At 42.6% G+C, this 25821-nt stretch carries 26 protein-coding genes, 3 tRNA genes, 3 rRNA genes, 1 other RNA gene and 1 other annotated feature; of the genes, 29 read left to right on the forward strand and 4 right to left on the reverse strand.

Going from position 1 to position 25821, the window contains the following annotated elements; genetic code table 11:
- Positions 1-17: 17 nt before the first annotated feature.
- From pdxT to ABG082_RS00105, 4 genes are all read left to right on the forward strand, one after another.
- Positions 18-608: a pyridoxal 5'-phosphate synthase glutaminase subunit PdxT gene (pdxT, locus tag ABG082_RS00090; protein WP_008342030.1), complete on the forward strand. Its 591-nt coding sequence runs from the start codon at positions 18-20 to the stop codon at positions 606-608.
- A 53-nt stretch (positions 609-661) separates the two neighbouring features.
- Positions 662-877: a binding site (T-box leader), on the forward strand.
- A gap of 48 nt (positions 878-925) precedes the next feature.
- On the forward strand, positions 926-2200 hold the full coding sequence (gene serS, locus ABG082_RS00095; protein ID WP_348936420.1) for a serine--tRNA ligase: 1275 nt from the start codon (positions 926-928) through the stop codon (positions 2198-2200).
- Between the two features lie 101 nt (positions 2201-2301).
- Positions 2302-3129, forward strand: coding sequence for a methyl-accepting chemotaxis protein (locus ABG082_RS00100; protein ID WP_326849164.1), 828 nt, complete (start codon positions 2302-2304; stop codon positions 3127-3129).
- A 132-nt stretch (positions 3130-3261) separates the two neighbouring features.
- Positions 3262-3354 (forward strand) — tRNA-Ser (locus ABG082_RS00105).
- 84 nt (positions 3355-3438) lie between these two features.
- On the opposite strand, the gene ABG082_RS00110 is transcribed toward ABG082_RS00105, so the two are convergent.
- From ABG082_RS00110 to ABG082_RS00125, 4 genes are all read right to left on the reverse strand, one after another.
- A complete protein-coding gene (locus ABG082_RS00110; protein ID WP_008342023.1) occupies positions 3439-4098 on the reverse strand; it encodes a deoxynucleoside kinase in 660 nt (219 codons plus the stop codon).
- A complete protein-coding gene (locus tag ABG082_RS00115) occupies positions 4095-4718 on the reverse strand; it encodes a deoxynucleoside kinase (RefSeq protein WP_007496058.1) in 624 nt (207 codons plus the stop codon). The genes ABG082_RS00110 and ABG082_RS00115 overlap by 4 nt, the downstream gene beginning before the upstream one ends.
- 79 nt (positions 4719-4797) lie before the next feature.
- The gene (locus ABG082_RS00120; RefSeq protein ID WP_060780816.1) at positions 4798-6099 is read right to left on the reverse strand and encodes a glycoside hydrolase family 18 protein; all 1302 of its coding nucleotides are present in this window, start codon (positions 6097-6099) and stop codon (positions 4798-4800) included.
- Positions 6100-6144: 45 nt separating this feature from the next.
- A complete protein-coding gene (locus ABG082_RS00125) occupies positions 6145-6699 on the reverse strand; it encodes an isochorismatase family cysteine hydrolase (protein ID WP_113747071.1) in 555 nt (184 codons plus the stop codon).
- Positions 6700-6778: 79 nt separating this feature from the next.
- Here ABG082_RS00125 and tadA point away from each other — a divergent pair, with 79 nt between their 5' ends.
- The 25 genes from tadA (at position 6779) to rsmI (ending at position 25778) form a co-directional block, all read left to right on the forward strand.
- Entirely contained in the window at positions 6779-7255 is a 477-nt protein-coding gene (tadA, locus tag ABG082_RS00130; protein ID WP_008342015.1) for a tRNA adenosine(34) deaminase TadA, read from the forward strand.
- A 76-nt stretch (positions 7256-7331) separates the two neighbouring features.
- Positions 7332-7596, forward strand: an RNA gene (gene ffs / locus ABG082_RS00135) — signal recognition particle sRNA large type.
- Positions 7597-7928: 332 nt separating this feature from the next.
- Positions 7929-9641: a DNA polymerase III subunit gamma/tau gene (gene dnaX / locus ABG082_RS00140; protein WP_212047539.1), complete on the forward strand. Its 1713-nt coding sequence runs from the start codon at positions 7929-7931 to the stop codon at positions 9639-9641.
- A gap of 25 nt (positions 9642-9666) precedes the next feature.
- Positions 9667-9990, forward strand: coding sequence for a YbaB/EbfC family nucleoid-associated protein (locus ABG082_RS00145; protein WP_008342011.1), 324 nt, complete (start codon positions 9667-9669; stop codon positions 9988-9990).
- 15 nt (positions 9991-10005) lie between these two features.
- The gene (gene recR, locus ABG082_RS00150) at positions 10006-10602 is read left to right on the forward strand and encodes a recombination protein RecR (protein WP_003218094.1); all 597 of its coding nucleotides are present in this window, start codon (positions 10006-10008) and stop codon (positions 10600-10602) included.
- An 18-nt stretch (positions 10603-10620) separates the two neighbouring features.
- Positions 10621-10845 (forward strand): YaaL family protein, encoded by a 225-nt coding sequence (locus tag ABG082_RS00155; RefSeq protein WP_008342008.1) that lies wholly within the window; start codon positions 10621-10623, stop codon positions 10843-10845.
- A gap of 66 nt (positions 10846-10911) precedes the next feature.
- A complete protein-coding gene (locus ABG082_RS00160; RefSeq protein ID WP_008342006.1) occupies positions 10912-11175 on the forward strand; it encodes a pro-sigmaK processing inhibitor BofA family protein in 264 nt (87 codons plus the stop codon).
- A 273-nt stretch (positions 11176-11448) separates the two neighbouring features.
- Positions 11449-12997, forward strand: a 16S ribosomal RNA gene (locus ABG082_RS00165).
- 96 nt (positions 12998-13093) lie between these two features.
- A tRNA-Ile gene (locus ABG082_RS00170) sits at positions 13094-13170 on the forward strand.
- Positions 13171-13184: 14 nt separating this feature from the next.
- Positions 13185-13260 (forward strand) — tRNA-Ala (locus tag ABG082_RS00175).
- Between the two features lie 98 nt (positions 13261-13358).
- Positions 13359-16289: ribosomal RNA gene (locus ABG082_RS00180) — 23S ribosomal RNA — on the forward strand.
- Positions 16290-16350: 61 nt separating this feature from the next.
- Positions 16351-16466: ribosomal RNA gene (rrf, locus tag ABG082_RS00185) — 5S ribosomal RNA — on the forward strand.
- Together the 16S, 23S and 5S rRNA genes with 2 tRNA genes alongside form the textbook arrangement of a ribosomal RNA operon.
- 170 nt (positions 16467-16636) lie before the next feature.
- Positions 16637-16828: a sigma factor G inhibitor Gin gene (locus tag ABG082_RS00190; protein ID WP_017359334.1), complete on the forward strand. Its 192-nt coding sequence runs from the start codon at positions 16637-16639 to the stop codon at positions 16826-16828.
- 128 nt (positions 16829-16956) lie between these two features.
- Entirely contained in the window at positions 16957-17571 is a 615-nt protein-coding gene (locus ABG082_RS00195; RefSeq protein ID WP_046342403.1) for a 5-bromo-4-chloroindolyl phosphate hydrolysis family protein, read from the forward strand.
- Between the two features lie 21 nt (positions 17572-17592).
- Complete coding sequence (locus ABG082_RS00200) at positions 17593-18657, forward strand: toxic anion resistance protein (protein ID WP_250027120.1); 1065 nt, start codon at positions 17593-17595, stop codon at positions 18655-18657.
- A gap of 77 nt (positions 18658-18734) precedes the next feature.
- Complete coding sequence (locus ABG082_RS00205) at positions 18735-20141, forward strand: aminotransferase class I/II-fold pyridoxal phosphate-dependent enzyme (protein ID WP_348936421.1); 1407 nt, start codon at positions 18735-18737, stop codon at positions 20139-20141.
- Positions 20138-20776, forward strand: coding sequence for a dTMP kinase (tmk, locus tag ABG082_RS00210; protein ID WP_041091583.1), 639 nt, complete (start codon positions 20138-20140; stop codon positions 20774-20776). Before ABG082_RS00205 ends, tmk begins: the two co-directional genes overlap by 4 nt.
- Before the next feature lie 79 nt (positions 20777-20855).
- Positions 20856-21185, forward strand: a complete 330-nt coding sequence (locus ABG082_RS00215) for a cyclic-di-AMP receptor (protein ID WP_012008640.1) — start codon at positions 20856-20858, stop codon at positions 21183-21185.
- Between the two features lie 12 nt (positions 21186-21197).
- Complete coding sequence (locus ABG082_RS00220; RefSeq protein WP_008341898.1) at positions 21198-21638, forward strand: YaaR family protein; 441 nt, start codon at positions 21198-21200, stop codon at positions 21636-21638.
- An 11-nt stretch (positions 21639-21649) separates the two neighbouring features.
- Positions 21650-22639, forward strand: coding sequence for a DNA polymerase III subunit delta' (gene holB, locus ABG082_RS00225; RefSeq protein WP_007496231.1), 990 nt, complete (start codon positions 21650-21652; stop codon positions 22637-22639).
- Positions 22640-22641: 2 nt separating this feature from the next.
- Complete coding sequence (locus tag ABG082_RS00230) at positions 22642-23469, forward strand: stage 0 sporulation family protein (protein ID WP_007496230.1); 828 nt, start codon at positions 22642-22644, stop codon at positions 23467-23469.
- Positions 23470-23483: 14 nt separating this feature from the next.
- On the forward strand, positions 23484-23837 hold the full coding sequence (yabA, locus tag ABG082_RS00235; RefSeq protein WP_007496228.1) for a DNA replication initiation control protein YabA: 354 nt from the start codon (positions 23484-23486) through the stop codon (positions 23835-23837).
- Between the two features lie 55 nt (positions 23838-23892).
- On the forward strand, positions 23893-24636 hold the full coding sequence (locus ABG082_RS00240) for a tRNA1(Val) (adenine(37)-N6)-methyltransferase (protein ID WP_046527641.1): 744 nt from the start codon (positions 23893-23895) through the stop codon (positions 24634-24636).
- On the forward strand, positions 24623-24922 hold the full coding sequence (locus ABG082_RS00245) for a GIY-YIG nuclease family protein (RefSeq protein WP_017359327.1): 300 nt from the start codon (positions 24623-24625) through the stop codon (positions 24920-24922). Before ABG082_RS00240 ends, ABG082_RS00245 begins: the two co-directional genes overlap by 14 nt.
- Positions 24897-25778: a 16S rRNA (cytidine(1402)-2'-O)-methyltransferase gene (gene rsmI, locus ABG082_RS00250; RefSeq protein WP_317328423.1), complete on the forward strand. Its 882-nt coding sequence runs from the start codon at positions 24897-24899 to the stop codon at positions 25776-25778. The genes ABG082_RS00245 and rsmI overlap by 26 nt, the downstream gene beginning before the upstream one ends.
- Positions 25779-25821 lie beyond the last annotated feature (43 nt).

Raw genomic sequence — 25821 nt, forward strand, 5'->3', positions numbered from 1 at the left:
AGGGAGCGCAAACGAACATGCTAACAATTGGTGTACTAGGGCTTCAAGGAGCGGTGAGAGAGCATATTCAATCGATTGAAGCTTGTGGCGCAGCGGGAAAGATCATCAAGCGGGTAGAGGAGTTAGAAATTGTTGACGGTCTCATTATCCCTGGTGGTGAAAGTACGACAATGAGAAGACTCATGGATACGTACCAATTCATTGAACCGATTAAAGCGTTCGCTGCTCAAGGTAAACCGATATTTGGGACTTGTGCCGGTTTGATTATGCTGGCAAAGCATATAGAAGATCGAGAAGATGCTCATCTTGGACTGTTAAATGTATCTGTTGCACGTAATTCGTTTGGCAGACAGGTAGACAGCTTTGAAGCAGATGTAGAAGTGAAAGGACTGGATGCGCCGTTTACAGGAGTGTTCATCCGTGCGCCTCATATCATCAGCGCAGATGAGAGCGTAGAGGTCATGGCTGAGTATGACGGCAGGATTGTGATGGCGAAAGAAAACAATATCTTAGGTTGTTCTTTTCATCCAGAGCTGACAGATGACCACCGGTTAACACAGCTGTTTGTTGAGATGGTGGAGTCCTATAAAACGAAGCTTGCTGTATAAAACGGTTGAAAAGAGATAAAACTTATAGTACATTAAAATCACAATCAAAGATCGAAAAAGCGTTGACGGGAAATAGTAAGAAGCCCCTCTTTCTCAGAGAGCCGATGGTTGGTGAGAATCGGTGAAAGATGCATTCTGAATCCATCCTTGAGCGAAATGCTGAAACACGAAGTAAGCATTTACGGTGATGCCGTTACAGAGGAAAGAGGAAAGCATGCTTTTGGCGTGTTTTCAATCAGGGTGGCAACGCGAGAGCTCTCGTCCCTTTCATGGGATGAGGGCTCTTTTTATTTTTCGATAAAAAAGGAGTGTTACACATGCTGGATATTAAACAACTGCGCACGGATTTTGATCAAATCAAAGAAAAATTAGCCCATCGAGGTGAAGATTTAGCGGATTTTGATAAGTTTGGTGAACTAGATCAAAAAAGAAGAGAATTAATCGGCAAAACAGAAGTATTAAAGAGCCGAAGAAATGAAGTATCACAGCAAGTGGCTGTTCTAAAAAGAGAAAAGAAAGCCGCTGATCACATTATTCAAGAAATGCGTGAGGTAGGCGATGAGATTAAGAAGTTGGATGATGAATTAAGAACAGTAGAGGAAAGCCTGCAAACCATCCTGTTCTCAATTCCAAACATCCCTCATGATTCTGTACCAGTCGGTGAAACAGAAGGTGACAACATTGAAGTGAGAAAATGGGGCGAACAGCCAGCCTTCTCATTTGAACCAAAGCCGCATTGGGATGTAGCGGATGAGCTGAAAATTTTGGATTTTGAACGTGCAGGAAAAGTGACAGGAAGCCGTTTCGTTTTTTATAAAGGGCTAGGCGCACGGTTAGAGCGTGCACTTTATAACTTTATGCTGGATTTACACGTAGATGAATTTGGTTTTACTGAAGTACTACCACCTTATATGGTCAACAGAGCAAGCATGACAGGAACTGGACAGCTTCCAAAGTTTGAAGAGGATGCTTTTAAAATTCGAGAAGAAGATTATTTTCTCATTCCAACGGCTGAAGTGCCAATTACGAACATGCACCGTGACGAAATTCTTGAAGGAGAGCAGCTGCCAATCAATTATGCAGCATTTAGTGCTTGTTTTAGATCAGAAGCTGGTTCTGCTGGCAGAGATACGCGCGGACTCATCCGTCAGCACCAATTTAACAAAGTAGAGCTTGTGAAATTTGTCAGACCAGAAGATTCTTATGAAGAATTAGAGAAACTAACAAACCAAGCAGAAAAAGTTCTTCAATTATTGAACCTGCCATACCGTGTCATGAGCATGTGTACAGGAGATTTAGGCTTTACGGCTGCGAAGAAATACGATATCGAAGTATGGATTCCAAGCCAAAATACGTATCGTGAAATTTCTTCTTGCAGTAACTTTGAAGCGTTCCAAGCGAGACGAGCAAACATTCGATTCCGCCCTGAGCCTAAAGCAAAGCCAGAACACGTCCACACATTAAATGGATCTGGTTTAGCAGTAGGAAGAACTGTTGCAGCCATTTTAGAAAACTATCAACAAGAGGATGGAACAGTGATCATTCCTGAGGTGTTACGTCCTTATATGGGAAATAAAGAAGTGATAAAATAAGATGCCGTCATGGCATCTTATTCTTTTTACCTAAACTTCTACAGTTTTTCTAAAATAAGCCGATAAAAGAACTAAAAGCATCTAGGAAAGAAGGAATAACCTTGAATAGGCTTGACTATTATGTTGAAATGGCTCAATTACTCAGAAAAGTTCTAGATGAAAGTGTCCTTTTCGGCATCACTGACACAGAGAAGGTACTTTGCTATTATCCATCGACCACAGTAGATTTTGGCATTAAAGTAGGGGACGCTTTAAACCCAGAGGACCAAAACGTGGCGACGACATTAAGAGGACAAGAATATGATGGGCATTTGCCAGAGTCTTTATATGGTTATGAAATTGCTGTAAAAGGTTATCCGATTTTTGATGAAGATAGAAATGTGATTGGTTCTTTTTTAGTGGCTTTTTCACATCATCGTGAGAAGAAATTAAGCGGCTATATGGAACATATCAATAAAGTAGCGAAAGAGTTACAAGGTGGAATTGAGCAAATTGCTGCTCATTCACAAGAACTGGCGGCTACAAGCTTAGAAATTAGTGAGCAGGCCGGAAGAGCAGAAGAGAAATCCGCAAACATTGAAGAAGTCGTCAAAACCATTGGCGGTATTGCGAGACAAACAAACCTGTTAGGACTCAATGCTGCAATTGAAGCGGCAAGAGCAGGTGAAAATGGAAAAGGCTTTGCTGTTGTTGCAGACGAGGTACGTAAGTTATCAGATGGATCAAAGGAAGCAGCTGAAACCATTAATGCATTTTTAAAAGAAATCCAAGACAGCATTGGCACTCTATCTGAAAATATATCACAAATCAGCAGTTCAACAAACGAACAAGCTAAACAAGTGACAGACTTTACAAAGATTATCGAATCATTAAATGATTTTAAAGAAGAGATGAATCTTTTTATTGAAGAAATTAGACAGGATACGTAATAGATGAAGAGCAGCCGATAATCGGCTGCTTTTTATAGGCTAAACTTCATACCAAAATCAAATGTTGAAATTTTTTTCGAAAAGATGTTGACTTAAAATAAGATGATATGATATATTAATTCTTGTCGATACGGAGGAATACCCAAGTCCGGCTGAAGGGATCGGTCTTGAAAACCGACAGGGGTGTCAAAGCCCGCGGGGGTTCGAATCCCTCTTCCTCCGCCATATTGATTTTACCTTAGTTGAATTGAAACGCATAAAAATTGGAAATTGTCAAACCGCTGCATTCGAGAAATGCAGCGGTTTTTTTTATTTTGTGTTAGAGCGATTTTTTTGAATAACAGAAGCAATTTCATGAAGAATAGGATCAAGTGAGCTTTCATCATGAAGTAAGTCGTAATCTTCAATATTAATTTTAATCACAGGGCACAGATCAAATTGTTCAATCCATTCCGTATATCGAGTGTACATTTCTTCCCAATATGCTCGATCGGTTTGAGTTTCCATCTCTCTCCCGCGCTCTTCAATACGATGTAATATATGATCTAAATCCCCATGTAAGTAAATGAGGACATCTGGGTGAGGGAAGTAAGGTGTCATCACCATCGCCTCAAATAGACTCGTATACGTTTCATAGTCTACCTCTGACATGGTACCTTTGTCTGCGTGCATTTTAGCAAAAATACCAGTGTCCTCATAAATGGACCGATCTTGTACATAACCTCCACCAGACTCGAAGATTCGTTTCTGCTCCTTAAAACGTTCAGCTAGAAAATAGACCTGTAAATGAAAGCTCCATCTTTGGAAATCTGAATAAAAAGGCTCTAAGTATGGATTATCATCTACTTTTTCAAGAGAAGTTTGAAACCCTAGCTTGTCCGCTATTGTTTTCGTCATGGTCGATTTTCCGACACCAACTGTCCCTGCAATTGTAATGACAGCATCCTTTGGTATATCAATATTTTTCATAGTACTTGCTCCTTTATGTTCTGTACAATTTGCTGGTAATCTTGCTGTGAGGAAACGAAGTCTGTATGATCGCCTTCAATTGTAATGATAGGAACCCTTGGGTCAGTTTGTTTTAAATGCTCGATGGCCAACTCATAATCTTCAATCAAGGTTTTTAAATAAGCTGGATCAATGTCTTCTTCAAAAGATCGGCCTCTCATCTTTATTCTATCAAGTAAGGTGGGAAGGCTGGCTTTTATATAGATCATGGCATTTGGTTTAGGAAGATCATCTGTCAGCAAGTGATAGATCTTTCTGTATTTATCCATGTGCTTTTTGGATAAGGTTCTTTCTGCAAATATCATATTTTTATAGACATGATAATCAGTGACAATCGGCTGCTGTTTTTTGACATAGTTCTCTTCAATAGATTCTAACTGTTTAAACCGATTACATAGAAAGAACATCTCAAGCTGAAAGCTCCATTGTTCCATATCTTCATAAAATTTATCTAAGAATGGATTTTCTTCTACAATTTCTTTTACTAAAGGAAATTGAAATTCCTTTGAAAGCATTGTAGCCAAGGTTGTTTTTCCGGCTCCAATTGGGCCTTCCACTGCAATAAAAGGGGCAGGATACATAGGCGTTCTCCTCTATCTATAAAGTTGTCAAACCAATGTATATTGTACCATACCCCTTCTGAGAGATAGAGCCAATGAATTACGATGTTGTTCTTTTTTCAATATTAAATTGATCTGATAACAACAACCAGTTTTGTGGGAAGGATAGACCTAATTTCCAGTAAGCAATTCCATTTAGGTTTAACTCTTTAATGAGATTAAATTTGGCTTGAATGGATCTTGCATCTTCAAACCAAACCTCGTGTTCTTTGTTGTTAGCATCTGTATAACGGAAATAAGGTGCTTGTGCTGTTTCGTCATATAAAATGGATACATTATTCTCTCTAGCAATGGCAATCGCTTGTTGAGGGCTGACGGCTTTGGCGATAGGGCCTCCTTGAACATAAGGAAGCGTCCAATCATAACCATATAAATTCTGCCCCATCACAATTTTATTGGCAGGTATGACAGTCAGTGCATATTCAATGACTTGGCGGACAGGGCCGATCGGAGAGACGGCTTGTGCAGGCCCGCCGCTGTAGCCCCACTCATAAGTCATCAGTACAACATGATCAACAATCTTACCAATTGCTTCATAGTCATGCGCCTCATACCACTTTCCTTTCTGTTCACTGCTTGTTTTAGGAGCGAGTGCCACAGAAATAGTCCAACCCTGTTGATGAAAACGAGTTGTTGCCTCTCTTAAAAATTGAAGGTAAGCTTCTTTATCAACAGGGCGTAAATATTCAAAGTCAAAATGGATTTCTTTTAATTGATACTTTTGAGCAACGCGGACGATTTCATTTAATAATGTCGTTTTGACAGATTGATTTGTTAAAAGGATTCGCCCGAGTTCATCACTAAATTTATCATTCTCTAGATTTGTGACTACCATGGTTAAAACCGTTCTGCTTTGAGCGGCAATCTGAGGTAATTGATCTAACGGTGGCTCGCGAAGTGTGCCGTCTCTTTGTGCTTGAAAACTAAAGGCACCGAGATGTGTTAAGTATGGAGATGCCTCTCTGGCTGCTTGCTTTAAATTTTCGCTGACTTGGTTTCCGCGAGGTTCTATATAAGCATTAGAATTAATATTTCTTTTCGGTCTTTGTGGAATATAAAGCAAAAAACGAATAGGCAATATGGCTTCAGGCCGAATCCGATTCACACGTGCCAATTCTTCTACCGAAATTTGAAATCTTCTTCCAATTTGATAAAGTGTATCATTTTGTTTGACCTCATAAAATTGACCTCTAATAGGGATGACAATTGTTTGTCCAACGACTAGTTGATTTGGTGTTTCGATGTCGTTGGTCCGAATGATTTCATTTGCCGTTGTTTTAAAACGCATGGCAATTTCATTTAATGTATCTCCTCTTTTGACAACATAAATTTGAATGGTCAACGCCCCCTTTGTTATTGCTAACAATTTATGAGGGTGATGGATAAATCATGTTTGATTTTCATCCGTGATCTCTTTAGTTGTTGTGATTTTGGCAAGAAGAACGTTCTCCATCATCGTTAAAGCGTACTCGTTGTCCCTATCATCATTTGAAGCAATACAATCTTTAGGTACAGTAAGGTTGTACTCTCGCATGTAAGCGTCATTTGCAGTGAACAGGACACAGATGTTTCCGGCAATTCCAGTTAAAATAAGATCTTGCACACCTAATTCATTTAGGAGTGTCTCTAGTGCTGTTCCGTAAAAGGCAGAGTGCTTAGGTTTAATTAAGAAGTAATCATCTTTAGATGGTGCCATTTGTTCTAAAATAGGGGTACTTCTTTCGTTTTTGCATGTTTCCATAACAGCTTTGATATCAGCCTTCCAGAGTCCATAGTGGTCGTTGATATAGATAATTGGCCAATTTTTCTTGAAAGCGTGTCGTTTAAGGGCTAAAATTTTATTGGTCATTTGCTCTGTTTTTTCAGCGAGCACATGTCCCATTTCGAAATCAAAATTATTGATCATGTCAATAATAAGTAGTGCCTTTTGTTGTTTTGGCAAATCAAGACCCCCTTTAAAAGATTGTGATAATATGTTAACCTCAATATCCTTTAAAAAAACATGAAAAGAGAGCCGTGCTATGACGAAAGATGAACAGTTTATGCAAGAAGCTATTTCTGAAGCTTTGAAAGCAAAACAAATAGGAGAAGTTCCAATCGGTGCCGTCATCGTTGTTGATGATCAAATTGTAAGCCGTGCTCACAATTTAAGGGAAAGTGAACAGCGATCAATTGCTCATGCGGAATTACTTGCTATTGATGAAGCGTGTAAAATGACTGGTAGCTGGCGTTTAGAAGATGCTGTACTTTATGTTACACTCGAACCGTGCCCAATGTGTGCAGGCGCTATTGTACTTTCAAGAGTGAAAAAGGTCGTTTTTGGTGCCTATGATCCTAAAGGTGGATGTGCTGGTACTTTAATGAATTTATTGGACGATGAGCGGTTCAATCATCAGTCTGAAGTCATTGGCGGTGTGCTTGAAAATGAGTGTGGTGAGCTGTTAAGTCAGTTCTTTCGAGACCTCCGTCAGCGTAAGAAGCAGGCGAAAAGTAAATGAATGGATGTCGTTTGCAATTTTATCACTTAGAAGGTATACTTATGTCTGCGTCACCAACAATTTAATATTTATTTTGCCGTGCTAAGCGGGGAGGTAGCGGTGCCCTGTACTCGCAATCCGCTCTAGCGAGGCCGAATCCCTTCTCAAGGTTCGTTTACTTCAAGGTCTGCCTTAAATAAGTGGTGTTGACGTCTGGGTCCTGCGCAATGGGAATTCATGAACCATGTCAGGTCCGGAAGGAAGCAGCATTAAGTGAAACCTCTCATGTGCCGCAGGGTTGCCTGGGCCGAGCTAACTGTTTAAGTAACGCTTGGGGTAGCGAATCGACAGAAGGTGCACGGTAAATCAATATTAAATGTAACTCATCTAGTTTATCTAGGTGAGTTTTTTGTTGCTATTGAAAGAATATATCAATTGTTTTGTTTATAACAAATAGCAAAAAAACCATTTTCGGGGTGAGGTATTTTTGAAGTAATTTATAAGTGGAACAAATGTTCTTGTTGATCTGGCAGACATTTTCAGAAAGTAGGAAAACACGTTTTTTAATCAAGAAAAGTAAAAAGTCTTTAAAGGAAATGCTCTTTTTCGTTTGTTAGAAAATAAAGGTGTACTTTTGAATTGATCGTTGCATCATGTATAATGAACATGATGATAAATGGAGGAGGGCGTATTTGTGAGTTATCAAGCTTTATACCGAGTGTTCAGACCTCAAGTTTTTGAGGATGTTGTTGGACAAGAACACATCACAAAAACGTTGCAAAATGCCCTTTTGCAGAAAAAGTTTTCTCATGCTTACTTATTTTCAGGTCCTAGAGGAACAGGTAAAACAAGTGCTGCCAAGATTTTTGCGAAAGCAGTGAACTGTGAAAAATCACCTGTTAGTGAACCGTGTAATGAGTGTGATGCCTGTAGAGGGATTACGACCGGTTCGATTTCAGACGTGATTGAAATAGATGCTGCCTCAAATAACGGGGTAGATGAAATTCGGGATATACGTGATAAAGTGAAATTTGCTCCTTCAGCGGTTACATATAAGGTTTATATTATAGATGAGGTACATATGCTCTCTATCGGGGCATTTAATGCACTTCTTAAAACGCTAGAGGAACCACCTGCTCATTGTATCTTTATTTTGGCTACCACAGAGCCTCATAAGATTCCTCTTACCATCATATCAAGATGTCAGAGATTTGATTTTAAACGGATCACGACAAAAGATATTGTTGGACGAATGGAGAAAATTGTAGATGCAGAAAGCCTAAATATACAAGAGGGTTCACTCGAGATTATTGCTAGTGCGGCAGATGGAGGCATGCGTGACGCACTCAGTCTCCTTGACCAAGCGATCTCATTTAGTGGTGAACAGCTCACAATTGATGATGCACTGCTCATTACAGGTGCTGTATCTCAGCATTTCATTAGTCAGCTTGCTGAAGCCATTTTTGAGCAAAATATTGCGATAGCGCTGGATACATTAAATGAATTGCTTCAACAGGGGAAAGATGCCGCTAAATTAATAGAGGATATGATCTTCTACTTTAGAGATATGCTTCTTTACAAAACAGCACCGGATCTTGAAGGTGTCCTTGAAAAAGTCAAAGTCGACGATAAGTTTGTGTCTCTTTCAGAACGTGTGGCACCTCAGTTTCTTTATGAAACGATTGAAGTTCTGAATAAAAGCCATCAGGAAATGAAATGGACAAACCATCCTAGAATTTTCTTTGAAGTAGCTGTGGTTAAGCTCTGTCAGTCAACGGCTGGTGCTGTATCATCTGAGGCTGATTCCGACCTAACAGCGTTAACGAATAAAATAGACAGGCTGGAACAGGAGCTATCTAGGCTAAAAGCTGAGGGTGTTCCAATGACTCAGTCTCAGAGTCCTCAAGCAAAAACGGAAGCACCTCGACCTCAAACGAGTAATAAAAATGGCTATCGTGCACCTGTCGGTCGAATTCATGAGATTTTAAAAGAAGCGAAGCGGCCGGAGTTAGAAAAAATAAAAGGCAAATGGGGAGAGCTTCTTGCCCAATTAAAACAGCAAAATAAGGTATCTCACGCTGCGCTATTAACAGATAGTGAACCAGTTGCGGCGGCAACTCATGCCTTTGTTTTAAAATTCAAATTTGAAATACATTGTAAGATGGTGGCCGAAGATAAAAGTGGTGTTCGAACCAATCTTGAGCAACTGCTAGAATCTATGCTAGGAAAAAGAGTGGAATTAGTTGGCGTTCCTGACGCTCAATGGGGTAAAATAAGAGAAGAATTTTTAAGAGATCATCAGCCTGAAGAACAAGCAGATGGTCAGGCAGCTTCTGCTGAAGAAGATCCATTAATTGCAGAAGCAAAGAAGTTAGTAGGAACCGATTTAATTGAAATTAAAGATTAACAATTTGAAAGAGAGTGGTGTTCATATGCGCGGTGGAATGGGAAATATGCAAAAAATGATGAAACAAATGCAAAAAATGCAGAAGGATATGGCTAAGGCTCAAGAAGAGCTTGCAGAAAAAGTCCTTGAAGGTACGGCAGGTGGCGGTATGGTCACTGTAAAAGTAAATGGACAAAAAGAAGTCGTTGATGTGGCAATTAATGAAGAAGTTGTTGATCCTGAAGACATCGATATGCTTCAAGACCTAGTACTTGCAGCAACAAATGATGCATTGAAAAAAGTGGATGAATTAACGAATGAAACAATGGGTCAATTCACAAAAGGAATGAACATGCCAGGTTTATTCTAGGAGGAATAACTGAAGATGCAATATCCTGAACCAATATCAAAGCTGATTGACAGCTTTATGAAATTGCCAGGAATCGGACCTAAAACTGCGGTCCGTCTGGCTTTTTTTGTTCTTAGTATGCAGGAAGACGTCGTGCTGGATTTTGCGAAGGCACTTGTTAATGCAAAGCGTAATTTAACTTATTGTTCTGTTTGCGGACATATCACTGATCAGGATCCTTGCTATATTTGTGAAGATACAAGAAGAGATCAATCTGTAATCTGTGTCGTGCAGGATCCAAAAGATGTGATTGCAATGGAAAAAATGAAAGAATACAACGGCTTATATCATGTGCTTCATGGAGCTATTTCTCCAATGGACGGAATAGGACCAGAGGATATTAAAATTCCTGACTTATTAAAAAGATTACAAGACGATCAAGTCACAGAGGTCATTCTTGCAACCAACCCAAACATTGAAGGAGAAGCGACAGCCATGTATATCTCTAGATTGTTGAAACCATCAGGAATTAAACTCTCTCGCATTGCTCACGGACTCCCAGTAGGTGGAGATTTAGAGTATGCGGATGAAGTCACACTTTCTAAGGCTCTAGAAGGCAGACGTGAGATGTAGGAAGGAGAAGTACGGTACATGGGTTTTCTTCGCAGAAAATCAATTCGAAAAGAATTCGATGAGATATTAATTCAACAGCTTTTTAAGCAAAAGGAAGAATGGAACAGACAAAAAAAGCTTGTCGCAAATAGCGTTGAGCCTTCACCGGACATTCTATTCGAATTAAAGCTTGCTCAAGCGAAGTACTTTTTCTATCTGAGAGAAGCGAAAAAGAGAAATTTACGTTTAAACAACTGGAGGTAGCAGGTCTATTTTCCATAATCCTCTCATATGCTTGTACTATTCATATGAAGAGGAGATGAGAGGATTATGGAACCTGTTATTGTGATTGGTTCAATTTTGTTAGCTGTTTTATTGTTGTTTATGTCAGGTGTTCAAGCGAATCCATTCAAATGGTTAGGGCTTATTGGAGTTAAGTTTGTCGCAGGTGCTCTTTTTTTATTTTGTCTCAATTTATTCGGTGAGAGTTTAGGGCTTCATGTTTCCATTAACCCTGTAACGAGTGGAATTAGTGGTTTGTTGGGCATTCCAGGTGTAGCAGCTTTAGTCGTAATTGAAAAGTTTATTATTTAATGCAAAATATTGTTGACTTTGATTATATATGGTGGTAAATTAATATACGTCGCTGATGACGAAGAAACGAAAAAACATAATAACAAAAAAGTTGTTGACACTAACAACTTGGACGTGATAAGATGTTCTAGTCGCTTCTGAAGCGGTAAACAAGTTCTTTGAAAACTAAACAAGACAAAACGTACCTGTTAATTCGAGTTTTTATAAAAAATCCTATGATACTTCATAGGTAGTCAGTCAAACTGGCGAAAAACAAAACTTCGGTTTTGAACTTTTTCGGAGAGTTTGATCCTGGCTCAGGACGAACGCTGGCGGCGTGCCTAATACATGCAAGTCGAGCGGACAGAAGGGAGCTTGCTCCCGGATGTTAGCGGCGGACGGGTGAGTAACACGTGGGTAACCTGCCTGTAAGACTGGGATAACTCCGGGAAACCGGAGCTAATACCGGATAGTTCCTTGAACCGCATGGTTCAAGGATGAAAGACGGTTTCGGCTGTCACTTACAGATGGACCCGCGGCGCATTAGCTAGTTGGTGAGGTAACGGCTCACCAAGGCGACGATGCGTAGCCGACCTGAGAGGGTGATCGGCCACACTGGGACTGAGACACGGCCCAGACTCCTACGGGAGGCAGCAGTAGGGAATCTTCCGCAATGGACGAAAGTCTGACGGAGCAACGCCGCGTGAGTGATGAAGGTTTTCGGATCGTAAAGCTCTGTTGTTAGGGAAGAACAAGTGCAAGAGTAACTGCTTGCACCTTGACGGTACCTAACCAGAAAGCCACGGCTAACTACGTGCCAGCAGCCGCGGTAATACGTAGGTGGCAAGCGTTGTCCGGAATTATTGGGCGTAAAGGGCTCGCAGGCGGTTTCTTAAGTCTGATGTGAAAGCCCCCGGCTCAACCGGGGAGGGTCATTGGAAACTGGGAAACTTGAGTGCAGAAGAGGAGAGTGGAATTCCACGTGTAGCGGTGAAATGCGTAGAGATGTGGAGGAACACCAGTGGCGAAGGCGACTCTCTGGTCTGTAACTGACGCTGAGGAGCGAAAGCGTGGGGAGCGAACAGGATTAGATACCCTGGTAGTCCACGCCGTAAACGATGAGTGCTAAGTGTTAGGGGGTTTCCGCCCCTTAGTGCTGCAGCTAACGCATTAAGCACTCCGCCTGGGGAGTACGGTCGCAAGACTGAAACTCAAAGGAATTGACGGGGGCCCGCACAAGCGGTGGAGCATGTGGTTTAATTCGAAGCAACGCGAAGAACCTTACCAGGTCTTGACATCCTCTGACAACCCTAGAGATAGGGCTTTCCCTTCGGGGACAGAGTGACAGGTGGTGCATGGTTGTCGTCAGCTCGTGTCGTGAGATGTTGGGTTAAGTCCCGCAACGAGCGCAACCCTTGATCTTAGTTGCCAGCATTCAGTTGGGCACTCTAAGGTGACTGCCGGTGACAAACCGGAGGAAGGTGGGGATGACGTCAAATCATCATGCCCCTTATGACCTGGGCTACACACGTGCTACAATGGACAGAACAAAGGGCTGCGAGACCGCAAGGTTTAGCCAATCCCACAAATCTGTTCTCAGTTCGGATCGCAGTCTGCAACTCGACTGCGTGAAGCTGGAATCGCTAGTAATCGCGGATCAGCATGCCGCGGTGAATACGTTCCCGGGCCTTGTACACACCGCCCGTCACACCACGAGAGTTTGCAACACCCGAAGTCGGTGAGGTAACCTTTATGGAGCCAGCCGCCGAAGGTGGGGCAGATGATTGGGGTGAAGTCGTAACAAGGTAGCCGTATCGGAAGGTGCGGCTGGATCACCTCCTTTCTAAGGATATATGGAGCAGCGTACGTTTTTCGTCTTGTTTAGTTTTGAAGGAACTTGCAAAAGATCCTACAACATCATATCTTCGATATGAAAGATGGGCCTGTAGCTCAGCTGGTTAGAGCGCACGCCTGATAAGCGTGAGGTCGGTGGTTCGAGTCCACTCAGGCCCACCATCTTCTATTAAATCGGGGCCTTAGCTCAGCTGGGAGAGCGCCTGCCTTGCACGCAGGAGGTCAGCGGTTCGATCCCGCTAGGCTCCACCAACGTGTTCTTTGAAAACTAGATAACAATAAGTAATACATTCACATTGAATGCAATGCAAAGTTCATCACACATAGTGATTCTTTCTAAAGTAAGAAATGGTTAAGTTAGAAAGGGCGCACGGTGGATGCCTTGGCACTAGGAGCCGATGAAGGACGGGACGAACACCGATATGCTTCGGGGAGCTGTAAGCAAGCTTTGATCCGGAGATTTCCGAATGGGGAAACCCACTGCTCGTAATGGAGTAGTATCCATACTTGAATACATAGAGTATGAGAAGGCATACCCGGGGAACTGAAACATCTAAGTACCCGGAGGAAGAGAAAGCAAATGCGATTCCCTGAGTAGCGGCGAGCGAAACGGGAACAGCCCAAACCAAGAGGCTTGCCTCTTGGGGTTGTAGGACACTCTATACGGAGTTACAAAGGAACGATATAAGCGAAGAGGTCTGGAAAGGCCCGCCAAAGAAGGTAACAGCCCTGTAACTGAAATGTTGTTCTCTCCAGAGTGGATCCTGAGTACGGCGGAACACGTGAAATTCCGTCGGAATCCGGGAGGACCATCTCCCAAGGCTAAATACTCCCTAGTGACCGATAGTGAACCAGTACCGTGAGGGAAAGGTGAAAAGCACCCCGGAAGGGGAGTGAAATAGATCCTGAAACCGTGTGCCTACAAGTAGTCAGAGCCCGTTAACGGGTGATGGCGTGCCTTTTGTAGAATGAACCGGCGAGTTACGATCCCGTGCAAGGTTAAGCAGAAGATGCGGAGCCGCAGCGAAAGCGAGTCTGAATAGGGCGCATGAGTACGTGGTCGTAGACCCGAAACCAGGTGATCTACCCATGTCCAGGGTGAAGTTCAGGTAACACTGAATGGAGGCCCGAACCCACGCACGTTGAAAAGTGCGGGGATGAGGTGTGGGTAGGGGTGAAATGCCAATCGAACCTGGAGATAGCTGGTTCTCTCCGAAATAGCTTTAGGGCTAGCCTCAAGGTAAGAGTCTCGGAGGTAGAGCACTGATTGGACTAGGGGCCCCTACCGGGTTACCGAATTCAGTCAAACTCCGAATGCCGATGACTTATCCTTGGGAGTCAGACTGCGAGTGATAAGATCCGTAGTCGAAAGGGAAACAGCCCAGACCGCCAGCTAAGGTCCCAAAGTATACGTTAAGTGGAAAAGGATGTGGAGTTGCTTAGACAACCAGGATGTTGGCTTAGAAGCAGCCACCATTTAAAGAGTGCGTAATAGCTCACTGGTCGAGTGACTCTGCGCCGAAAATGTACCGGGGCTAAACGTATCACCGAAGCTGCGGACTGTTCTTACGAACAGTGGTAGGAGAGCGTTCTAAGTGCAGTGAAGTCAGACCGGAAGGACTGGTGGAGCGCTTAGAAGTGAGAATGCCGGTATGAGTAGCGAAAGACGGGTGAGAATCCCGTCCACCGAATGCCTAAGGTTTCCTGAGGAAGGCTCGTCCGCTCAGGGTTAGTCGGGACCTAAGCCGAGGCCGAAAGGCGTAGGCGATGGACAACAGGTTGATATTCCTGTACCACCTCCTCACCATTTGAGCAATGGGGGGACGCAGGAGGATAGGGTAAGCGCGGTATTGGATATCCGCGTCCAAGCAGTTAGGCTGGGAAATAGGCAAATCCGTTTCCCGTGAAGGCTGAGCTGTGATGGCGAGCGAAATTTAGTAGCGAAGTTCCTGATTCCACACTGCCAAGAAAAGCCTCTAGCGAGGTGAGAGGTGCCCGTACCGCAAACCGACACAGGTAGGCGAGGAGAGAATCCTAAGGTGATCGAGAGAACTCTCGTTAAGGAACTCGGCAAAATGACCCCGTAACTTCGGGAGAAGGGGTGCTTCTTAGGGTGTTAAAGCCCCGAGAAGCCGCAGTGAATAGGCCCAGGCGACTGTTTAGCAAAAACACAGGTCTCTGCGAAGCCGTAAGGCGAAGTATAGGGGCTGACGCCTGCCCGGTGCTGGAAGGTTAAGAGGAGCGCTTAGCGTAAGCGAAGGTGCGAATTGAAGCCCCAGTAAACGGCGGCCGTAACTATAACGGTCCTAAGGTAGCGAAATTCCTTGTCGGGTAAGTTCCGACCCGCACGAAAGGCGCAACGATCTGGGCACTGTCTCAACGAGAGACTCGGTGAAATTATAGTACCTGTGAAGATGCAGGTTACCCGCGACAGGACGGAAAGACCCCGTGGAGCTTTACTGCAGCCTGATATTGAATGTTGGTACAGCTTGTACAGGATAGGTAGGAGCCTTGGAAACCGGAGCGCTAGCTTCGGTGGAGGCATCGGTGGGATACTACCCTGGCTGTATTGACCTTCTAACCCGCTGCCCTTATCGGGCAGGGAGACAGTGTCAGGTGGGCAGTTTGACTGGGGCGGTCGCCTCCTAAAATGTAACGGAGGCGCCCAAAGGTTCCCTCAGAATGGTTGGAAATCATTCGCAGAGTGTAAAGGCACAAGGGAGCTTGACTGCGAGACCTACAAGTCGAGCAGGGACGAAAGTCGGGCTTAGTGATCCGGTGGTTCCGCATGGAAGGGCCATCGCTCAACGGATAAAAGCTACCCCGGGGATAACAGGCTTATCTCCCCCAAGAGTCCACATCGACGGGGAGGTTTGGCACCTCGATGTCGGCTCATCGCATCCTGGGGCTGTAGTCGGTCCCAAGGGTTGGGCTGTTCGCCCATTAAAGCGGTACGCGAGCTGGGTTCAGAACGTCGTGAGACAGTTCGGTCCCTATCCGTCGCGGGCGCAGGAAATTTGAGAGGAGCTGTCCTTAGTACGAGAGGACCGGGATGGACGCACCGCTGGTGTACCAGTTGTTCTGCCAAGGGCATCGCTGGGTAGCTATGTGCGGACGGGATAAGTGCTGAAAGCATCTAAGCATGAAGCCCCCCTCAAGATGAGATTTCCCATTCCGCAAGGAAGTAAGATCCCTGAAAGATGATCAGGTTGATAGGTCTGAGGTGGAAGCGTGGTGACACGTGGAGCTGACAGATACTAATAGATCGAGGACTTAACCTATATTCTAATGTGAAGCATGAACGTTGTTATCTAGTTTTGAGAGAACATTCTCTCCATCAGGTTTGGTGGCGATAGCGAAGAGGTCACACCCGTTCCCATACCGAACACGGAAGTTAAGCTCTTCAGCGCCGATGGTAGTTGGGGGTTTCCCCCTGTGAGAGTAGGACGCCGCCAAGCTTTTCAAAGGATCAGTTCCAATCGGAACTGGTCTTTTTTGTATTTTAAAAAAGGAACAAACACTCGATCTGGCATGGATACATATACTAAACTATCATCTAAAACATTCTTAATTTTGTATACAATTGAAAGCGCTAGGGCATACTGAAGCTATAAGTGGAGGTGTCACAATGAGCAAAAAAGAGCGAGAAGCAATTTGTTTGATTTGTGAAGAGAAAAAAACAAAGGGAATTTATTTATATCATCAGTTTTTATGCCGAGATTGTGAACGAAAGTTAATTTCTACATCAACCTCGGATCCTAGTTATGCTGATTATGTAAGAAAGCTTAAAAATCTTCATACGCCGCCTTTGTATTCATAGACCATTAGATGGTCTTTTTTTATGGGCAATCGGGGATTGGACCTGTTTTTTGGAACTTAGTTTGGACATCAACCGTAATAAATAATAAGATAAACAGAGAGCCTGATTATTCATAGGAGTCGATGAACATGAAATCAATTTTTTACACATTTGTATGGGCCGTTCTCTCTACTCTTTTTTCGCTGGTGATTTTAACTGTCAGTATTGGTGTTTTCCATCATCATGTTGGATTGTCGATACTGTATGCGATGATTGGGTGGGGTGTGATGTTTGCAGGAAGCCGATGGGCTGCCTTCCAGTTGTTTTTGAAGAAACACGGACTGTCTCGCAGTGATTATGTATATATTAAACAGCATTTAAAAGAAGCCGGGCAAAAGCTGGTTCGTTTGAAGAAAGCTTTATTTGCTGTGAAGAACGTACAGACGATCAAGCATAATTATGAAATTCTTCGGCTTGCACGACGCATCTATACGATAACAAAAAAGGAACCGAACCGGTTTTATGATGCACAGCGGTTTTATTTTGAGAGTTTGGATTCTGTTGTTGAATTAACTGAGAAATATGCACTGCTGTATAATCAGCCGAATCGTAGCCATGAGCTTGAAATGACATTAAGCCAAACTCGAGTCACGCTGACTGAACTGCAAAAGCAATTAACGATTGATTTACAGCAAGTTTTAGGAAGAGATATAGAAGCACTTCATATTGAACTTGAAGTGGCCGATAAAATGATTAAAAAATAGATATGAAAGGAGTCAAACTCGATGAAACCAGAAGATCCAGTCATACCAACAGCCCCATCTACTACAGATCTTCCGTTTCGGGTGTTTGATACCTTATCTGATGAGGAAAAGCAGGAGGCGCTACAGCGAGCTGAGAAGATCCCTGACCATCCACAAAAACTGCTTTTCTATGGCACACGTGTGCAGGAACGATTGTTAGAACAATCAAAACAAATGATGCAATATGTGGAGAAAAAAGATATTGACCAAATCGGAGACGTTCTAGAAGCTTTTTTGCAGCAACTGCATTTAGTGGAGCCAGAGGATTTATTGCCAAAGAAGCGAGGCTTTTTTTTAAGGTTGTTTCAGCGAGAAAAGCGTTCTACTCAGGAGATCATATCTCGTTTTAAACAAGCAGAAGCACAGATAGAGAGATTGTCAGCAAGGCTTCGTTACGCCAGAGGCGTGTTAATTTCGGACCATAAGTTATTGGAGCGTTTATTTGAAGAAAATCAATCATACTTTCAAGAGATGACGTTACAGGTTGCAGCAGTTGAAGCAAAATTGACGCTGTTAGAGCGACATGCCCTAACAGAATCAACACAGTCACATGATCGGACATTAGAGGAGCAATTGATGAATCGGGAAGTCGATGAAGAAGAATATATGGAGAGATTAAAAGAACGGAAGTATGATTTGCTGTTGAGCCGTCAAATTGCACTGCAATGTAATGCCCAAATTCGAATGATTCAGCATACAAACCATACATTAGCCAATCATATTCAATCAACTGTTTCCGCATCAATTCCTTTATGGATCAACCAAATGTCGATTGCGTTCAATCATATTCAGCAGCGAGCCAATTCAGCGCTTGAGCAGCGTATCCAGCAAACATATGAACAGGTATCGAAGCAGCAAGGACAGCTTCTTGAAGATGCATCCTTAACGCCTATAGATACGTTGAAAAAGGTTCAGCGCCAATTGGCCGAAACATTGCAAGAAACGTTGCAGGTAAAAGAACATGGGAGCCAAGAACGAGCTCAATTAAAAAGCAGCATGTATGAGGCAGAGCAGAAGCTGGTGAATCATAAACCAATAAAGGAATGAGAATCCATCTTTCAGTTCACTTGTTTGAACGTTATAATAGATATAAGATATCGTTTAAGTGAAAAGGGTCGATTTGTTTGAAAACACCTTTATATACAGCATTATCACAACATGCGGAAAAGAAGCCCTATTCTTTTCACGTTCCGGGACATCACAATGGAGATGTCTTTTTTGATGAGGCACGGTCCTATTATGCATCCATTCTTCAGCTGGATGTGACAGAACTTGAAGGTCTAGATGATCTTCACCATCCGACTGGGGTGATTCAAGAGGCAGAGGATTTATTGGCAAAGCTATATGGAGCTAAACAAAGTTTTTTCCTTGTGAATGGCACAACCGTTGGCAATTTGGCAATGGTGATGTCTGCGTGTCAGGCTGGGGGGGGCATTTTCGTTCAGCGAAATTGTCATAAGTCTGTGTTCCATGCGATTGAGCTTGCGGGAGCGACGCCTATTATGTTAGAAACTGAGAGTGATCCGTACTTGCACGTCCCAACTCATGTGACGGAGGAAACAGTCAAACAAGCTATGGCGACACATCCTAACTGCCGGGCAATCGTTTTGACATATCCGAACTACTACGGACATGCAGCGGATTTATCAGGGCTCATTCAAATGTGTCATGAAGCTGGCATCATTGTATTAGTTGATGAGGCACATGGTGCTCATTTTGTATTAGGCGGTGCCTTTCCTCCATCTGCCCTTTCCTATGGAGCAGACGTGGTGGTACAATCAGCACATAAAACCCTTCCGGCAATGACGATGGGGTCTTATCTTCATCTTCAAGGAGACCGAATTGATGTGAAGCGGATAAAGACGTTATTAACGATGCTTCAAAGCAGTTCACCTTCCTATCCAATTATGGCTTCGTTAGATGTGGCGAGAGCTTATGTGGAGGAGTTGAAGGGAAAAGGGTTAATGGACGAAATCATGAGAGACTTGGCAAATCTGAAAGCACAGTTCAATATGATCTCCAATCTCGAAGTGGTTGAGTCTGACTCTTTACCTATGGATCCATTAAAATGTGTCATTCGTTCAACAAAAGGGCTGACAGGCTATGAACTAAAAAAGGTGCTTGAGTCGGTGGAGGTTCACCCAGAACTTGCGGATGAACATCAAGTCTTACTCGTTTTTGGTCTAGGACAGACAAAGGACGTTCCTTTTACAGCTATAGAGCAGGCTCTTCAGCAAAGTGATTCATTGCTTATAAAAAAAGAGCCTCAAACGGGATCGCTCTTCTTAGAGCACGATCAGCAAAAGCGAGATGTAGAAGCTGTTCCATTCGAAAAAGCAGCTGGCCGGATTAGTGCAGAATCGGTCATTCCCTATCCGCCTGGCATTCCTTTGATGATCAAAGGAGAACCTATTGAATCAGATCAAGTTGAGACGTTAAGCCGTTTGCTTGGGCATCAAGTTCATGTGCAAGCAAGTCAGGTGATTCACCAGAGAAAATTATATGTTTATATAGAAGAGGAGACACTATGAGCGGTATGTTTATTACGTTTGAAGGGCCAGAGGGTGCTGGAAAAACGACAGTGATTCGAAAAGTGTACGAAGAAATGGAACGTCAAGGCTATGCAGTGATGGCGACACGTGAGCCCGGAGGCATTGATATTGCAGAGCAAATTCGTGAAGTCATTTTAAATGAAAAAAATACAAAAATGGACGCAAAAACAGAGGCATTGCTTTATGCAGCAGCTAGAAGGCAGCATTTGGCTGAGAAAGTAGAACCGGCATTGAAGCGGGGGGAAACTGTTTTATGTGATCGTTTTGTAGACAGCTCCCTTGCTTATCAGGGCTATGCGAGAGGGCTTGGGATTGAAGAAGTCAAATCCATTAATGATTTTGCCATTAATGGCACGATGCCGCAAATGACCATTTACTTTTCCATTACACCAGAGGAAGGTCTAAAGCGAATTGATGCCAATCAAGGAAGAGAAAAAAATCGATTAGACATGGAAACACTGAATTTTCATCAAATGGTCAGAGAAGGATATGAGCAGCTTATTGCGCAATCACCAGAACGATTCCGTGTAGTAGATGCGTCTCAGCCTGTTCAGGATGTCTTTAATGAAGTGTTTCAGCTGATTCAGGACACATTAAAGAAAAATCAAATATGACCTCATTCCCAATCGTTGTTATAATATAGAGGAAGACATCGGCATGTCACCTGTGCCTAAAATGAAGGAGGCCAATCAAATGAAATTAATTGTTGCCGTTGTACAGGATCAAGATAGCAGCAAGTTATTGAAAATATTGACCGAACATCAATTCGGCGTGACAAAATTAGCTTCGACTGGTGGATTTTTAAAGTCTGGGAATACGACTTTTATCATTGGTTGTGATGATGTCCGAGTGGATAAAGCGTTACAGCTAATCAAGGAAAATTGCCGTAAACGTGATCAAATGATCGCGCCTGTATCACCAATGGGTGGAAATGCAGATTCATATGTACCATACCCTGTTGAGGTTGAAGTTGGTGGAGCTACCGTCTTTATTCTGCCAGTTGAACAATTTCATCAATTTTAAGGATGGGTTGCTGTGAAAATTAATCAAGATATGCGGCTGCTTTTAGAAAAGCGTGAACTTCAAGCGATGAAAGGAAGCCAAACTTCAGCATCGTTTAAATCATCGATGGAGACACAAAGTGGTAAAATGCGTTTAGAGCAGCTGACAGTCATGCTGAGCGATATCGAAGTCTTCGGCAAGAAACTGACAAAGTCACGAAACCTTAAAGATTTGGCTAGGTTTAAAGGACTTGTGAAACGCTTTGTAAAAGAAACAGTCGATAATGGATTAAATATAGAGACATCAAGGAGCTTTGACATTTATGGCAACACACGAACACTCGCTTTAGTCAAAGCATTAGATGAAAAGCTGATTGAGTTAACAGAGGATATGATGAATCAGGAGAAACCCTCGATTGATTTACTTGAACGTATTGGAGAAATAAAAGGTTTATTGATTAACCTTTACACATAGAGAGTGATAACATGGCAATTAGCTGGGATGACATGAATGAGTTGCAGCCGCGCGTCATGCGGCTGATTTTTAATAGTATTGATAAAGACCGACTGGCTCATGCTTACTTATTTGAAGGAAAAAAAGGGACCGGAAAGCTAGATGCTGCGATGCTTTTAGCGAAGAGCTTTTTTTGTTTGGAAGCAGGAGTGAAACCATGCGAGTCCTGTCAAAACTGCAAAAGAATTCAGTCTGGCAACCATCCAGATTTACATCTAGTGCAGCCTGACGGTCAATCAATTAAGAAGGCGCAAGTGCAGGCTTTGCAGGAGGAATTTACAAAAGCAGGCGTAGAATCGCATCGGAAAATGTATATCATTCTCCATGCGGACAAAATGACGGTCAATGCTGCGAACAGTTTATTAAAGTTCCTAGAGGAGCCCAACCGGGAAACGATGGCAGTTTTAATCACTGAACAATCGCATAAAATGCTGGATACGATTATTTCAAGATGTCAGATGCTTAGCTTTCAGCCGCTGCAGCCGCAATCTTTGGAGCAGCAGCTTTTACAAGAAGGCGTGTCTCAGGACCTCGCAAGGCTTTTGTCGAATTTAACCAATAATTTAGCAGAAGCACTCGAATTAAGTCGAAATGATCAGTTTGCAGAGTCTAGAGCGAAAGTGATAAAATTGTATGAAGTCTTACACCAGCGAAAAGAACATGCATTTTTTTATATACAAGATCAATGGATGCCTTTTTTCAAAGAGAAAGACCTTCAAGAAACTGGTCTTGATATGCTTTTATTTATATATCGTGATGTATTGTCGATTCAAATAGGAAATGAAGATAAAGTCATTTATCAAGACTTATTCCAGACAATGAAGCAGCACGCGCTGCATTCCACACAGCAGATGGTGACGAATCAGATCCTTGCTGTATTAGAAGCGAAAAAGAGACTTCAATCCAACGTGAATGCCCAAGGGCTAATGGAGCAATTGGTGTTGATGTTGCAGGAGGGATAAGCTTGTACAACGTAATTGGTGTTCGCTTTAAAAAAGCGGGCAAAATCTATTATTTCGATCCTAATGGATTTCATATAGAAAATGATAGTTGTGTCATTGTAGAAACGGTTAGAGGTGTTGAGTACGGGCAAGTGGTCATCGCCAATAAAAAAGTAGATGAACACGATGTGGTTCTCCCTTTGCGTAAGGTGATTCGCGTCGCAGACGAACGAGACCGGCTCATCGTTGAGGAGAACAAAGAAGCAGCGATGGCAGCCTTTGACACATGTCTTCAGAAAGTAAGTGAACACGGCCTGGAAATGAAGCTGGTCGATGTCGAATTTACATTCGACCGCAACAAGGTCATCTTCTATTTTACAGCGGATGGCAGAGTAGATTTCCGTGAGCTGGTCAAGGATCTTGCATCTATTTTTAAGACGAGAATTGAACTTCGTCAAATCGGTGTAAGAGACGAGGCAAAAATGCTAGGCGGCATTGGTCCGTGTGGACGTATGCTTTGCTGTTCAACTTTCTTAGGAGATTTTGAACCTGTGTCCATTAAAATGGCAAAAGATCAAAACCTCTCGTTAAACCCTACCAAAATTTCAGGGCTTTGCGGCCGTTTAATGTGCTGCTTGAAATATGAGAATGATGAGTACGAAACAGCAAAAGAACAATTACCGGACATCGGTGAAACGATTCAGACGTCTAATGGCTCTGCAAAGGTAGTAGGGCTTAATATTTTAGAACGAATTTTGCAAGTTGAATTAACCGGGCAAGAAAAAGTGATAGAATATACTTGGGAAGAATTATTACAAGAAGGCGTTGTATCTGCACAAACAACTGAGTAACGAGGTGTGCCACCTTGGATAAAAAGGAACTATTTGATACGGTGATTAATTTAGAAGAACAAATCGGTTCTCTTTATCGCCAGCTAGGTGATTTGAAAAATCATATCGGTGAAGTGATTGAAGAAAATCATCAGCTGCAGATGGAGAATCAGCACTTGCGTGAACGTCTGGATCAATCCGATCGAGATAAATCGTCTGAGGCAGAGCATGATTCTGCCCAGAAGCCAAGTCATTCTGATATAGGAGAAGGTCATGATAACCTAGCTCGTTTATATCAGGAGGGCTTCCATATTTGTAATGTACATTATGGGAGCATTCGGAAAGAGGGAGACTGTTTGTTCTGTCTGTCATTTTTAAATAAAAAATGAGAAAAGGCTTCCGCTGAATCGGGAGCCTTTTTCACAGGAAAAGAAAGGATACATCATGGTTTCGTTAAGAGAAGATGAACGTTTAGACTACTTGCTTGCAGAAGATATGAAAATTATTCAAAGTAAAACGGTGTTCGCCTTTTCATTGGATGCAGTGTTATTAGCAAAATTTGCGTATGTGCCGATTCAAAAAGGGGAGATTATTGATCTTTGTACGGGAAATGGCATCGTTCCATTGCTGCTTTCGACGAGATCTAAAGCCTCTATTACAGGGGTTGAAATTCAAGAACGCCTATATGATATGGCAAAGAGAAGTGTGGCGCATAATCAACTGGAGCAGCAGATTGAGTTGATCCATGGTGATTTAAATGATATGCCTAAACGGTACGGAAACCACAAAGTAGACGTGATTACTTGTAATCCGCCATATTTTAAGACTCCTTCTAAGGATGAAATCAATGAAAATGAGTATTTGGCGATCGCACGTCATGAGATTCATTGTACATTAGAAGATGTCATTCGTGTTTCTTCCACTTTGCTAAAGCAAGGAGGCAAACTGGCAATGGTTCACCGTCCTGGACGGCTGCTTGAGATTGTTGAAATGATGAAGAAATACCGAATTGAGCCAAAACGAATTCAATTTGTATATCCGAAACAAGGAAAAGAAGCGAATACCATTTTAGTGGAAGGCATGAAAGATGGAAAGCCGGATTTGAAAATTCTCCCGCCGCTTTTTGTTTATGGAGAAGACCAAGAGTATACAAAAGAAATCAGGACGATACTGTATGGAGAAGCATAGTCATTATTTCTATGTATTGAAATGTGCAGATGGTAGTTTGTACGCTGGGTATACAAATGATTTACAAAAAAGGCTGACTGCCCATAATAGTGGGAAGGGTGCAAAGTATACGAGAGCCAGACGACCGGTGGAACTTTATTATCACGAATGTTTTTCAACCAAAAGAGAAGCCATGCAACAGGAATATCGTTTCAAAACATGGACACGTCGAAAAAAGGACATGTATATAGAAGAAAAGCGAATCAAAAAGGAGGCGGCACATGAAAAAGACACAGAAAAGCTTTGATGGTCAATCAGAAATGGGTATTCTTTATCTCGTACCAACCCCGATTGGAAACTTAGAAGATATGACATTTCGAGCGATACAAACGTTAAAAGATGTAGACTATATTGCCGCAGAAGATACGAGACAAACGAAAAAGCTTTGTCATGTCTATGAAATTGATACCCCATTAACGAGTTATCATGAACATAACAAAGATAGCAGTGGTCACAAGTTAATCGAATGGTTAAAAGAAGGAAAGAATATTGCACTCGTGAGCGATGCGGGTTTACCGACGATCTCTGATCCAGGAGCCGAAGTGGTTCGCGACTTTACGAACATCGGAGGCTATGTCATTCCGTTACCTGGTGCAAACGCAGCACTTACGGCGCTTATTGCGTCAGGAATCGCACCACAGCCATTTTTCTTTTACGGTTTTCTTGATCGTCAAAAAAAGGAAAAGAAAAAACAGCTGGAAGCATTGAAGAAACGCCAAGAAACAATTATTTTCTATGAAGCGCCCCATCGGTTAAAAGAAACGCTGACTGTGATAAAAGAAGTGTGGGGGAACCGGAATATTGCCATTACGAGAGAACTGACAAAGAAATTTGAAGAGTTTATTCGTGGAGATTTAGAATACGCGCTGACTTGGGTGACAGAACAACAAATCCGTGGTGAGTTCTGTCTCGTCGTACAAGGAAATGATCAGGATGAAGAAGAACTGAATGAAGAAGCTTGGTGGAATTCTTTATCTGAAAAAGAGCACGTGATCCATTACATAGAGGAAGGGTTAACGTCAAAAGAGGCTATTAAACGTACTGCGGTCGAACGTGGTGTGCCAAAGCGGACGATCTATGATGCGTATCATATTGAACAATAAAGAAAGGTTCTTGCAAACGGTGCAAGAACCTTTTTATATAAAA

Source organism: Bacillus sp. BS1807G30, assembly GCF_040047675.1.
Classification (GTDB): domain Bacteria; phylum Bacillota; class Bacilli; order Bacillales; family Bacillaceae; genus Bacillus; species Bacillus altitudinis.